Consider the following 11,868-nt stretch of genomic DNA (forward strand, 5'->3'; position numbering starts at 1 on the left):
TTATTGGAAGTTTTTTTCACTTTAGTATCTTTTTCAAATATATCTTTTCCTTTTGGAGCTGAAACTTTTGGTTTTGGGAAAACATATCCACAATTTCCACAAACCGGAGCACCATCATAACTAGGATTTCCACATTCAGGACATTTTTTCACAGTTTAACCTCCATTAAAAATAACTTTTATAATTTATGATATAAAAATATATTTAATGGATGGTGATTTAATGGAGAATAAAGAAATTATTAATCTTGATGACATAAATTATGCAATTTACAAAATCGGTGATTGGTCAAATCAATATGAAATTAATCAGATAGGCTTGTCCAGAGAAATTCCAGTTACCAAAAACACTGTTTTTCACGTTAAATTTTCCATGGAAGAAATTAGAAATACAAAGTTTGATGTATCTGATAAAACAGTCAATGGTTTTGTTGTTTTTGCAATACACTTAAATCCAAATGTTCAGAATATGGAATTGGATGATATCATTTCTCTTGAAGAAGAGGAATATCAAAATATTTTAAAAGAAATAGATGATTTGGAATTACTGGATGATAATGGCACTATTCCTCTTGATACTGAAGAATATCTCATTTATAAGTTGGAAAAGGAATGTCATGTTACAACTTCAATTCCTGCAAACGAATTTACTAAAGAGTTCTACAAAAATGAGTTGAAAAGAATTGAAGATGCATTAGATTAAAAGAAATCTAATGTTACCTTTTTATCTCTTTTAAGTTCACGAGGAGGTTCAATAGATACGAATTCTATGCCTTCTTCTTCTATTAGTTCTAGGGCATCATCCATGATTGAGGGTGCTACAAGCAGGCCTCTGATTTTTTTCTTTTCAGCATTACATTCCTTTAGGTAATCGTTTTCGGTATTTTCAAAATCCTGGAGGTATCTTTTGAGTTGTTTTACAGCAGTGACTCCTGCTTTACGTGCTTTTAACTCTAGAATCATCAGGTTATTGTCGCTGTCTTTTCCTAAAATATCGATAAATCCATGTTCGACACTATACTCGCGAGCAGTTGGTGTAAAGCCCTCTTCAATCATGTGTGGCTTGTCCATAATCATATCACTCATATCTTTTTCATATCCTGCCTGTTCAAGCTCTTCAAAGTCTTCAACATTAGCATAATTGATAAATTGGATGTGTCTGATTTCAACAGTCAATAATTCTTTAGGAGTCCTTCTGTGACTTTCTAAAAATAGATTATCATTTTTAATGTAACTTCTTGTTTTTGATTTTGGAGGTTGCCAATTTACAGGTTCAACCTTTTTTTCCTGATGGATTAAGAATGCTCCATCGGGTTTTATCATAATAATACGTTCTCCCCAGTTTAGCTGACTTAATGCCCTTCCTTCGTAGTTGACTTTACAACAGGCAAAAATTAATATTGTTGCTTTTTTGCGTAAAGCCTCTTGGATTAAATCATATGCATCTTCACAACTAGGTTTTTCTAAAATTTTATACTTCATCAAAATAACATTGTCTAGTTTAATTTAAATAATTTGTTTTTGAAAAGTTTATATATAGGCGTAATGGGGGAATTGAAATCTACGACGATGAGTATTTTGAAAGTAAAAAAAAGTATTTTAACTTAAATTCATTTAAATTTCAAAATGGTGAAGTTATTGAAAGTCCGTCAGTTGAATATATGACTTTTGGAACTCCAAAATACGATGAAAAAGGCATAATTTGCAATGCAATTGTTTATGCTCACGGTTCTTTAGGCAATTTTTCATCAATGAAAAAGATTTTTCCATTAACTTCCTTGAAGGATCCTTTTGATGAAAGTAAATATTTTTTTATTTGTATTTCAGCATTGGGCTCTCCAGGTTCATGTTCCCCATCAACTACTAATCTTAAAAATAAATTTCCAAAATATTCCATTGTGGATGTTGTGAATTTTCAAAAACAGTTTTTAAAAGAGAAATTTGGTATTGAACACATTTTGGGTTTGATTGGAAATTCAATGGGTGGTTTTGTAGGTCTTACGCAATCTATTGAATATCCTGATTTTCAGGATTTCATTATTTGTGGTGTAAGCAGCTATAAGGTTGCAGGCCATGATTATATACTTTCAAAATTCGTGGATGAAATAATCACTTCGGATCCAGATTATGCCAAAGGAGAACTTACTTATTCATTAATTAGGACATTAAGATTAGCAAATCTTGCCGAATTTAATTTTGGGATTTCAAAAGAGGCATTAAGGGCAATGTCGAATGTTGAACTTGACAGTGAATTTGAAAACTTTGGAAATGAAACATTGGAAATTGATATTTATGATTTAAAATACTGCAATGAGTCTTGCATGTACTTTAATGTAGAAGATGGGTTGGATAAAATCAAGTCAAAAGTGTTAATCATTGCTTGCAAGCAGGATCCACACTTCCCGCCGGAATTAGATTCAATACCAATGTCTAAAATGATTAAAGATTCTCAATTGATAATAATGGATTCTCAATTGGGGCACCTTTGTTTTAATGAACTTGAAACAATATCTGATGAATTAAATGAATTCATGAGGGATTTTGATGATTGTTAATATTTCAGATTATGGGAAAATTGAGGATAAAAATTTTGTGGAGTATTTAGTTTCTGATCTGTCATTAAAGCAAAAAAAGTTTCTTAAAGAAAATTTGGATGAGGAAATCGTCTGTGAGGAGAATGTTTTTAAATTAACAATGTATTTTGATGATGATTTGTATCCGTTTGGAAGCGATGTTGCTAAAATCAGGATAGATGATTTCATTGCCCGTGAACAAATCGAAATGTTTGCTTTTCTGTCAGGTTTTCTTGAAGACATGGAATAATTTTAGATAATTTTAATAAGTGATTAAATTAAAATTAGTATTAGATAAGGTGATTATAATTATCATGCAGGAATCTCTTGAAGGTTATGGAAAATATACTCTTGATGAATTTGAGTTTGAATCCGGTCGTGTTTTGGAAAATGCTGGAGTAGAATATCTGTTGGCTGGGACTCCAAAATATGATGATGAAGGAAACATAATTAATGCTATTGTTTTCTGTCATGGATTTCATGGTAATTATTCAACAATTAATAGTTTTCACGAAACTGCTAAAAAAAGAAATATTTTTGATAAAAAAGACTATTTTTTCATTTCAATAACAACTTTGGGATTTCCGGAGTCATGTTCTCCATCATCTACGGGTTTAAAACATGATTTTCCAGAATATTCAATTAAAGACAGAGTCAATTTTAAAAGAAAATTTCTAAAAGAAAAACTCAACATCCAAAATGTTTTTGGAGTAATAGGATATGGTATTGGAGGATTTGAATCTTATACTTGGGCATGCGAGTACCCTGATGAAATGGAGTTCATTATTGTATTTACAAGCTCTTTTAAAACTAATGGTTATAGATATGTCCTTTCAAAAGCATATGAGAGTATTATAGAGTCTTCTGATGATTTCTATGATGGAGGATATAGTGAATCTTTATCTAGAATCCTAGTTGCTATTAATAAGATGGTCTACTCAAATTATTTTTCAAAGAGAATTTTTCAAGGAATGTCTAATGATGAAATTGACGTGTTAATGGATGACTTCGTTGATAAAGGATTATTCATGGATATTTATGATTTCAAATTCAGAAATGATGCTGCATTAAAATATGATGTTGAAGACAAACTCAATGATATAAAAGCAAAAGCGTTAATAATCACTCCAAGCGATGATTTATATTTTTCACCTATTTATGACACATTGCCTTTAAAAAATTTGATTAAAGATTCTAAAATCATTATCATTGAATCAAAAAAGCATTATATGGATGAAGATGATTATTTTGCTGCTGAAAATGATGTGAGACTATTTTTAAAGCAATTTGAAAAATAAAAAATAAAATGGTATGGTTATTTTGATGCGTTAAGCATGTGTTCAACAGCCTTTCTGGATTTGTCTGCAACGTCTTTTGGTAACACCACTTGTGGAGCTTCGTTTACAAGTGAATCTCTAATTTTTTTAAGAGTATGGAGTTTCATTGTTTCACAAATCGCTCCTTCAAGTAAAGGATATAGTTTTTTACCTGGAACTTCTGAGTTGATTCTTGTAATCATATCGATTTCAGTTCCAATTACAAATTCATCTTTATCACTTGAAGCGATGTGTCTTAACATTCCTCCAGTGGACATGACTTCATCACAGGCTTTTTGAACTTCAATTTTACATTCAGGATGGCAGATTATCTCTGCATTAGGATATTGTTTTCTTTTAAGTTCAACATCTTCAACTGCAAATAGTCTGTGAACATAACAGTGACCGTCTTTAGGCACGTAAATAAATTCTTTATCGCTTTTTTCAGCTACATGTGTTCCTAAGTTTTTGTCTGGTCCAAATAATATTTTATCATGAGGTAAGCTTTCAGCAACTTTGACTGCATTGGCTGAAGTACATAGTGTGTCTGCATGTTGCTTTGCTTCTGCAATACTGTTGACATAAAGAATCACTCCAGCATCAGGATGTTCCTCTTTGGCTTTTAGGAGTTCTTCTTCAGGCAACATATGTGCCATAGGACACTCTGCTTCTAGGGTGGGGATAACGATTTTTTTATCTGGATTGAGGATAAAAGCAGTTTCTGCCATAAAATCCACGCCACAAAATATGACTAAATCTTTATCGTCAATTTCAGAAGCCTTAATACATAATTCCAATGAGTCTCCAAGGAAATCTGCAATTTCTTGAACTTCTTTTGGTTGGTAGTTGTGTGCAAGGATTATTGCATTTTTTTCCTCTTTTAACTTTAATATTTCATTTTGTAGTGCGTTCATTATTTACACCTATTTTTCTAATTTCATTTGTGATTATTATTTTATATTCGTCTTTGTCCTTTAAATCTTTTACCCAAAAGGACACTTTCAGACGGCTCTCTTCAAAGGTAATCTCTTTAGCATAGACATCGGGTTTTGGACTTTTAGCTATTTTGTCGTATTTTGAAATTCTTTCAAGAAGCTCTTTTTTAAACTCTTCGATGTCTACATCTAACGGTAATCCTGCTATTATATCAACTCTGTATTTTTCAGGAGTTTTATAAAGCAAATATGCGTTATTGGTTAATGTGGAATTTGGAACATTGATTTTAACTCCATTGTCATCTACAATAACCGTTGATCTAAGTGAAATTCTCTCGACAGTTCCTTTTTTAGTGTTAACTTCAATTGTGTCTCCAACTTTGACGCTTTTTCCCAAAATTAAAATAATTCCTGAAAACAGATTTGAAATAATGTCTTTTGCTGCAAAACTCACGGCAATACCGACGATTCCTAAACTTAGAAGTGTTCCGGCAAGATTTATGCCAAAGAACTGTAATATTGTCATCAATGCAATGAAATAGATGATATAATTGATTATGTCTCTTATTAGATAGATTGCAGTCATGTTCTTTTTGAAACGTTCCATTTTGTTCAGGGAATATGCAATCAATCTTGTAATGATTGATGTTAGGGCGATAACAATCAGAATAGAAATTAAAGTCATTGCAGTGCCATTAATTGTTGTTGGAAGATTCATAAGGTCACCTTAGTTTTATTTCCATAAAGTCATGAGCTAATTTGGTATTTTCAAATACCGTTCTAGCTTCTTTTAACATTATTTGAGCATAGTTTTCCCCATATCTTGTGCTGATGTGGGTTAGGATTAGTTTTTTACTATTTGAGTCTTTGGCAATCTGTGCAGCTCCAACAGATGTTGAGTGGAAATGTTCCTCTGCATTGGAGTAATCATCTTTTGTAAATGTGGATTCATGTATTAAAAGAGTGCTGTCTCTTGCAAATTCAATCATTTCTTCACAAGGCACAGTGTCACCGGAATAGGTAATTTTAATCCCTTTTCTAGGTTCTCCTAGGACTTGTTCTGGTTTGATAATTCTACCATTAACTTCAACTTCCTCCCCATTATGCAAGCGTCCAAAGTCAGGCCCCACAGGAACGCCAAGTTCAATGGCTTTTTCACGTAAAAACCTTGGTTTTTTCTTTTCTTCAATAGAATAAGCTAAATTTGGAACATTATGGTGAACCATTTGTGCTGAAATAACATACTCTTCTGTTTCTTCAACAATTCCAGAATCTATTTCAACGAATTCCACAGGATATTCAATTTTACAATAGCCCAAACTATAAATGGCATTTTCAAGCATTGCCAAACCTTTAGGTCCATAAATTGTTAGTTTGTTTTCACGGCCAAGCAAACTCATAGACTGCAATAGGCCTGGAAGACCTAATATATGATCGCCATGAAAATGACTGATAAATATACGGGATATTTTCATAGGACTTACATTTGTATAAATCAATTGTCTTTGAGTTGCTTCACCACAATCAAACAACATTATCTCTCCAAAAGCTTTAAGAGCAATTGATGGATGATTTCTATCTTTTGAATGAACTGCAGATGAAGTTCCTAAAAATATTAGTTCCATAATTTAATCACATTTATAATTATAGAATAACATATATTTTCATTAATTAATATTTTTTTAGGTGGTAATTTGGATAAAATCATTGAATATATGCTAGCTGAAGATGAAGGATTTGGAGATATTACATCTCAAGCAGTTGTAGAAAAAGGAAAAATCGTAAAAGCATATATTGTTTCAAAAGATGAAGGAATATTGGCAGGTAGTGATCTTATTCGTCAACTTTTTGAAGAAAAAGGAGTTAAAGTCACATTCTGGTTGGCTGATGGAACTAAAATATCAAAGAGCGACTTGCTAATGTCACTTGAAGGGGATGCAAGAACCATTTTACTGCTTGAAAGAACAGCCCTAAACTTACTTATGAGGATGAGTGGAGTAGCCAGCAGGGCCAATCATTTTGTTAACCTAGTTAAAGATTCAAATGTGAGAATTGCGGGAACCCGTAAGACATCACCAGCTATTGGAAAATTCGACAAATATGCGCTTAAAGTGGGTGGTGCCGATACTCACCGCTTCGGTTTGGATGATATGGTTTTGATTAAGGATAATCACATTGCTGCCTGCGGAACTCCCCTTGAAGCTCTTAAAAAAGCAAAAAAGAATACTAGTTTTTCTAAAAAGATTGAAATCGAAGTGGAAACTTTAGAGGATGCTATTGAATGTGTTAAAAACGGAGCAGATATTGTAATGCTTGATAACATGTCTCCGGATGAAGTGAAAAATGTTATTGCTGAGTTAAATAAGTTGGATATTCGTAGAAATTCACTTATTGAAGTATCTGGAGGTATCAATGAAAAAAATATCATGGATTATGCCAATTTGGGTGTTGACATAATTTCAATGGGTGGTCTAACACATGCAACCAGAAGCTTGGATTTTAGCTTGAAATTACAACCTTAAAGCTAAAGCTTCTTTCAATTCTTCATCACTCATTTCGGTTAGGAATGTTTCATCATTACTTATGGCCTTTTCGGCCAAATCTATTTTTCTTTTACTTATCTCATCGATTGTCTCTTCAAGAGTTCCTTTGGTGATGAATCGGTATACCATAACATCTTTTTCCTGTCCTATACGATGTACCCGGTCTGTTGCTTGGTTTTCAACTGCAGGATTCCACCATATGTCATAATGAATCACATTGCTTGCAGCGGTCAAATTCAACCCGGTTCCTCCTGTTTTAAGAGTAGCTACAAAAATCTTATAATCAGGATTTTCCTGGAATGTATTGATTATTTCTGTTTTCTCTTTAAGTGTTTGTGAGCCATGTAGGAATAACACATCTGTTTTAAACTTCTTGGAGATGAGTTCTTGGATTATCTTTCCCATTTCGACATATTGTGTGAAAATAATTACTTTCTCATCCATATCAAGTATATTTTCTAAAATATCCACTAAAAGCTCCATTTTTCCGGATTCTGAAATTTTTGGATTTTTAATGTCTAAAAATTGTGCGGGATGGTTGCAGGTTTGTTTTAGAGCAGTTAATATTTTTAGAATTATTCCCTTTCTTTGTATTCCCTTTGAGTTTTCAATATCAAAGAATATTTCATCTAGAATTGCATTGTATAACTTAATCTGTTTTTTAGTTAAACCACAGTAGATGTCATTAATCAATTTGTCAGGCAATTCCTTTTTAATGTCATTGTCGGTTTTTAAACGCCTCATTACAAATGGCTTGGCTATTGTTTTAAGATTGTTTAAAACTTGTTTGTCTTCTAACTTTTCAATAGGCAGGACATAATTTTTTTTAAAATCATCTTTTGTGGATAGATAACCTTTATTTACAAAATCAAAGATTGACCAATAATCCATTAACCTATTTTCAATTGGTGTTCCTGTAAGGGCGACTTTTGTCTTTGCTTTAACGCTTTTAATCGCCTTTGTCTGGTCAGTATTTGGGTTTTTGATATTTTGGGCTTCGTCAATAACGCATAATAACCATGTCTTGTCTGTGAACATGTCCAAATCGAGGCGAACAACACCGTAGGATGTTAAAATTATGTCATAGTCTTCTAGAGGGAATATTCTGTTGGATCCATGATAAATATAATATCTTAATTCGGGTGTGAATTTTTTAATTTCGTTTTCCCAATTGGAAATTAAAGTTGGGGGAACGATAATTAGTGTTGGTTCATTATCAAATGGATCTTTTTCCTTAAAATAAAGAATTGCAGATAAAACCTGTATTGTTTTTCCAAGTCCCATATCATCTGCTAATATGCTTCCGAAATGAAACTTTATATTTTGAACCAGCCAGGAGTATCCAATTTTTTGGTATGGTCTTAACTCTCCAGTCAATGTTTTGGGAGCATCATAGATTTCAGCTTCATTAACTAACTTCTTAAATCTTTTATAGTCTTGTGGGGCTTTTAGATTGGTTTTGTCCATATTTTCTTCTCATTTAGGTGATGAATTATTATTTGATTTTCATTTATTAAATAATCTTCAATTATTGGAAATGATTTTGCCGATATTTTGAATTGAAATTTTTAAAATTGTCTGTTTTATGTCTAAAAAACAAAGTTTAATAATATAATAAAATAATAAATATAATAGATAGTAAGTTTTTATATTTTATTAATGGTGATTTAATGGTGAAAATAGCTAAATTGGCTTTAGAAGATGGTACTGTTTTAAAAGGAGAGGCTTTTGGTTATGAAACCACCAAATTAGGAGAACTTGTTTTTTCTACTGGTATGGGTGGTTACACTGAATCTTTGACAGACCCGTCTTTTAAAGGAGAAATTTTAATGTCCACTTATCCTTTAGAAGGAAATCATGGGGTAAGTGAAGATTGGTATCAATCTGATAAGATTCAGGTTGAAGGATTTGTATGTCGTGAGGTTTGTCATGAAGTATCCAACTGGGGACCTCAAAAGACATTAGATGAATTTTTAAGAGAATTTGAAACTCCTGGAATTAGCGGAATTGACACCCGTGATTTAACTTTAAAGATTCGTGAGAGAGGTTCACTTAAAGCAGCAATCACAACTGAAGACATTGCTGATGATAAACTTGTTGAAATGGCACGTTCACAACCAAGTATTGAAGATGTGGATGTTGTTCCATTGGTATCAACAAAAGAAATTAAAATATTCAATGAAGATGCAGACAAAAAAGTTGCATTGATTGACTGTGGTGTTAAAAAGAATATTATTAACTCATTTTTAGAAAGGGATATTGGTGTGGTTTTATTCCCTTATGACACTGATTATAAGACCGTTTTAGATTATTCTCCAAACGGTTTGATGATTACATCAGGGCCTGGAAATCCGGATAGGGTATCTGAAACTATTGAAACCATGAAAAAACTTTCAAACAGATTACCTATTTTTGGGATTTGTATGGGTCAACAATTGATTGCAAAATCCTTTGGAGCAAAATCATATAAGATGAAATTTGGACACAGGGGAGAAAATCAACCAGTTAAAGATTTAAGCACTGGAAAAGTATTTATCACTTCACAAAACCATGGATTTACAATTGATAAAGAATCTTTAAAGGAAACCGACTTGGTTTTAACCCAAATCAATTTAAATGATGGAACTCCTGAAGGAATTTCACACAAAGAATTACCATTACATTGTATACAGTACCACCCTGAAGCAGGACCAGGTCCAAACGATACAAGAAGCATTTTTGATGAATTTAACCAAATGATGGATGATTATTAAAAAAATTTAATGAGGATTACATATGCCAGTTGATAAGGATATTAAAAAAGTATTGATTATTGGTTCTGGACCTATTCAAATCGGACAGGCTGCAGAATTTGATTATTCAGGTTCACAGGCATGTAAATCACTAAGAGAAGAAGGCATTGAAACAGTGCTTGTTAACAGTAATCCGGCTACAATTCAAACCGATTTGGGTATGGCAGACACTGTTTACACCGAACCGTTAACTCCTGAAGTTGTTGCAAAAATCATAAAGGAAGAAGAAGTAGACGCTATTTTACCAACTATGGGTGGACAAACAGGATTAAACATTGCAACAGGTCTTGGAGATTTAGGATTACTTGAAGGAATCAAAGTTTTAGGTTCAGATGTTCAAACAATTAAGGATGTGGAAGACAGGGACTTATTTGCAAACCTGATGGATGAAATCGGTGAAAAAATCCCTAAATGTCAGGCTGTAGAAAGTGTTGATGATGCACTTAAGGCAGTCGAGGAAATAGGTTATCCGGTAATTGTAAGGCCTGCATTCACATTAGGCGGAACAGGTGGAGGAATCGCTCACAACGAAGAGGAATTAATAGAAATCGCAAACCATGGTTTGGACATGAGTTTCATTAATCAGGTTCTCATCGACGAATCAGTTCTAGGATGGAAAGAAATAGAATTCGAGGTAATGAGGGATAAGGAAGACACCTGTATTATCGTTTGTACAATGGAAAACATAGACCCAATGGGAATCCACACCGGAGACAGTGTTGTGGTTGCTCCTATTTTAAACTTATGTGATGATACAATCCAAAAAATGCGTGATGCATCCATTAAAATCATCAGGGCTTTAGGAATCCGTGGAGGATGTAATATCCAATTTGCACTGAACCCTGAAACCGATGAATACAAGGTAATTGAAGTAAACCCTCGTGTGTCAAGAAGTAGTGCACTCGCTTCAAAGGCAACCGGTTATCCGATTGCTAAAATTTCATCCAAAATCGCTTTGGGAATGACCTTGGATGAAATCAAAAACGACATTACAAAAGAAACTCCTGCGTCATTCGAGCCGGCTATTGATTATGTGGTTATTAAAATCCCAAGATGGCCTTTCGACAAGTTCAAGGGTGTCAGCCGTGAAGTCGGAGTTCAGATGAAGGCAACCGGTGAAGTGATGGCCATCGGAAGAACTTTTGAAGAGGCATTCCAAAAAGCATTAAGATCTCTTGATATGGGCTTTGATGGGTTTGAATATGTTGAATGGTCAGAAGATGACCTTTCAAATCCTACAGATTTAATTTACTTCTAAATCTATTCTGCAATCAAGGACGGAATGGATATTGATAAGATTAGAGAACTTACAAAAATCGATAATTTCTTCTTATACAAAATCAGAAACATTGTCGAGTTTGAAAACGGTGTAACTGCTGAAAAATTGGATGATGAAGATTATCTAAGAAAAGCAAAACAGATTGGATGTTCAAACAAACGTCTGGCTGAATTGTCAGGTCAAACTGAAGAGTATGTCAGAAACCTTCTTAAAAGATACAACATCAAACAGTCCTATAAGATGGTGGATACCTGTGCGGCGGAGTTTGAAGCAAAAACTCCATATTACTACAGCAGCTACGATAAAGGTAATGAACTAACCTCAACCACCAAGAAAAAGGTAGTTATTTTAGGTGCAGGACCTATCAGAATAGGTCAGGGTATCGAATTTGATTACTGTTGTGTACACTCTTCACTTGCACTTAAGGAAGA

Annotated in this window: 12 protein-coding genes and 1 pseudogene; 7 read left to right on the forward strand and 6 right to left on the reverse strand. The window is 33.2% G+C overall.

Annotated features, from left to right (window positions below):
- A partial coding sequence (locus tag ACKI32_RS04890; protein ID WP_407414096.1) for a zinc ribbon domain-containing protein occupies window positions 1-152 on the reverse strand: 152 nt, incomplete at its 3' end.
- Between the two features lie 70 nt (window positions 153-222).
- On the opposite strand from ACKI32_RS04890, the gene ACKI32_RS04895 reads away from it, so the two are divergent.
- Complete coding sequence (locus ACKI32_RS04895; protein ID WP_407414074.1) at window positions 223-702, forward strand: hypothetical protein; 480 nt, start codon at window positions 223-225, stop codon at window positions 700-702.
- Here the strand turns inward: ACKI32_RS04895 and nucS are convergent.
- Complete coding sequence (gene nucS, locus ACKI32_RS04900; RefSeq protein ID WP_407414076.1) at window positions 699-1,481, reverse strand: endonuclease NucS; 783 nt, start codon at window positions 1,479-1,481, stop codon at window positions 699-701. The two genes, ACKI32_RS04895 and nucS, sit on opposite strands and share 4 nt — an antisense overlap.
- 179 nt (window positions 1,482-1,660) lie before the next feature.
- Here nucS and ACKI32_RS04905 point away from each other — a divergent pair, with 179 nt between their 5' ends.
- The 3 genes from ACKI32_RS04905 to ACKI32_RS04915 are packed head-to-tail and all read left to right on the forward strand — an operon-like array spanning window position 1,661 to window position 3,870.
- Entirely contained in the window at window positions 1,661-2,554 is an 894-nt protein-coding gene (locus ACKI32_RS04905) for an alpha/beta fold hydrolase (RefSeq protein WP_407414078.1), read from the forward strand.
- Entirely contained in the window at window positions 2,544-2,822 is a 279-nt protein-coding gene (locus ACKI32_RS04910) for a DUF5750 family protein (RefSeq protein ID WP_407414080.1), read from the forward strand. Before ACKI32_RS04905 ends, ACKI32_RS04910 begins: the two co-directional genes overlap by 11 nt.
- 19 nt (window positions 2,823-2,841) lie before the next feature.
- On the forward strand, window positions 2,842-3,870 hold the full coding sequence (locus tag ACKI32_RS04915) for an alpha/beta fold hydrolase (RefSeq protein WP_407414082.1): 1,029 nt from the start codon (window positions 2,842-2,844) through the stop codon (window positions 3,868-3,870).
- Window positions 3,871-3,887: 17 nt separating this feature from the next.
- On the opposite strand, the gene nadA is transcribed toward ACKI32_RS04915, so the two are convergent.
- Genes nadA through rnz form a run of 3 tightly spaced genes read right to left on the reverse strand, consistent with a single transcriptional unit; the run spans window position 3,888 to window position 6,448 of the window.
- A complete protein-coding gene (gene nadA / locus ACKI32_RS04920; RefSeq protein WP_407414084.1) occupies window positions 3,888-4,802 on the reverse strand; it encodes a quinolinate synthase NadA in 915 nt (304 codons plus the stop codon).
- On the reverse strand, window positions 4,783-5,541 hold the full coding sequence (locus ACKI32_RS04925) for a mechanosensitive ion channel family protein (protein ID WP_407414086.1): 759 nt from the start codon (window positions 5,539-5,541) through the stop codon (window positions 4,783-4,785). Before ACKI32_RS04925 ends, nadA begins: the two co-directional genes overlap by 20 nt.
- A 4-nt stretch (window positions 5,542-5,545) precedes the next feature.
- Window positions 5,546-6,448 carry a ribonuclease Z gene (gene rnz / locus ACKI32_RS04930; protein ID WP_407414088.1) on the reverse strand — a complete coding sequence of 301 codons (903 nt, stop codon included), beginning with the start codon at window positions 6,446-6,448 and terminating at the stop codon, window positions 5,546-5,548.
- Window positions 6,449-6,517: 69 nt separating this feature from the next.
- Here rnz and nadC point away from each other — a divergent pair, with 69 nt between their 5' ends.
- A complete protein-coding gene (gene nadC / locus ACKI32_RS04935; protein WP_407414090.1) occupies window positions 6,518-7,345 on the forward strand; it encodes a carboxylating nicotinate-nucleotide diphosphorylase in 828 nt (275 codons plus the stop codon).
- Here nadC and ACKI32_RS04940 read toward each other — a convergent pair.
- Window positions 7,334-8,833 (reverse strand): DEAD/DEAH box helicase, encoded by a 1,500-nt coding sequence (locus ACKI32_RS04940; RefSeq protein WP_407414092.1) that lies wholly within the window; start codon window positions 8,831-8,833, stop codon window positions 7,334-7,336. The genes nadC and ACKI32_RS04940 overlap by 12 nt on opposite strands.
- Before the next feature lie 203 nt (window positions 8,834-9,036).
- Between ACKI32_RS04940 and carA the strand changes: the two genes are divergently transcribed.
- A complete protein-coding gene (gene carA / locus ACKI32_RS04945; protein WP_407414094.1) occupies window positions 9,037-10,119 on the forward strand; it encodes a glutamine-hydrolyzing carbamoyl-phosphate synthase small subunit in 1,083 nt (360 codons plus the stop codon).
- A 22-nt stretch (window positions 10,120-10,141) separates the two neighbouring features.
- A pseudogene (gene carB / locus ACKI32_RS04950) lies at window positions 10,142-11,868 on the forward strand (carbamoyl-phosphate synthase large subunit); the annotation flags it as partial.

This window comes from Methanobrevibacter sp., assembly GCF_045611865.1.
GTDB lineage: Archaea > Methanobacteriota > Methanobacteria > Methanobacteriales > Methanobacteriaceae > Methanocatella.

What these genes read in the sequence shown, in the direction of transcription:
- ACKI32_RS04925 (WP_407414086.1), bottom strand. Translation starts at nt 5,541, where the DNA reads ATGAATCTTCCAACAACAATTAATGGCACTGCAATGACTTTAATTTCT.
- nucS (WP_407414076.1), bottom strand. Translation starts at nt 1,481, where the DNA reads ATGAAGTATAAAATTTTAGAAAAACCTAGTTGTGAAGATGCATATGAT.
- ACKI32_RS04910 (WP_407414080.1), top strand. Translation starts at nt 2,544, where the DNA reads ATGATTGTTAATATTTCAGATTATGGGAAAATTGAGGATAAAAATTTT.
- ACKI32_RS04940 (WP_407414092.1), bottom strand. Translation starts at nt 8,833, where the DNA reads ATGGACAAAACCAATCTAAAAGCCCCACAAGACTATAAAAGATTTAAG.
- carA (WP_407414094.1), top strand. Translation starts at nt 9,037, where the DNA reads ATGGTGAAAATAGCTAAATTGGCTTTAGAAGATGGTACTGTTTTAAAA.
- ACKI32_RS04905 (WP_407414078.1), top strand. Translation starts at nt 1,661, where the DNA reads ATGACTTTTGGAACTCCAAAATACGATGAAAAAGGCATAATTTGCAAT.
- rnz (WP_407414088.1), bottom strand. Translation starts at nt 6,448, where the DNA reads ATGGAACTAATATTTTTAGGAACTTCATCTGCAGTTCATTCAAAAGAT.
- nadA (WP_407414084.1), bottom strand. Translation starts at nt 4,802, where the DNA reads ATGAACGCACTACAAAATGAAATATTAAAGTTAAAAGAGGAAAAAAAT.
- ACKI32_RS04895 (WP_407414074.1), top strand. Translation starts at nt 223, where the DNA reads ATGGAGAATAAAGAAATTATTAATCTTGATGACATAAATTATGCAATT.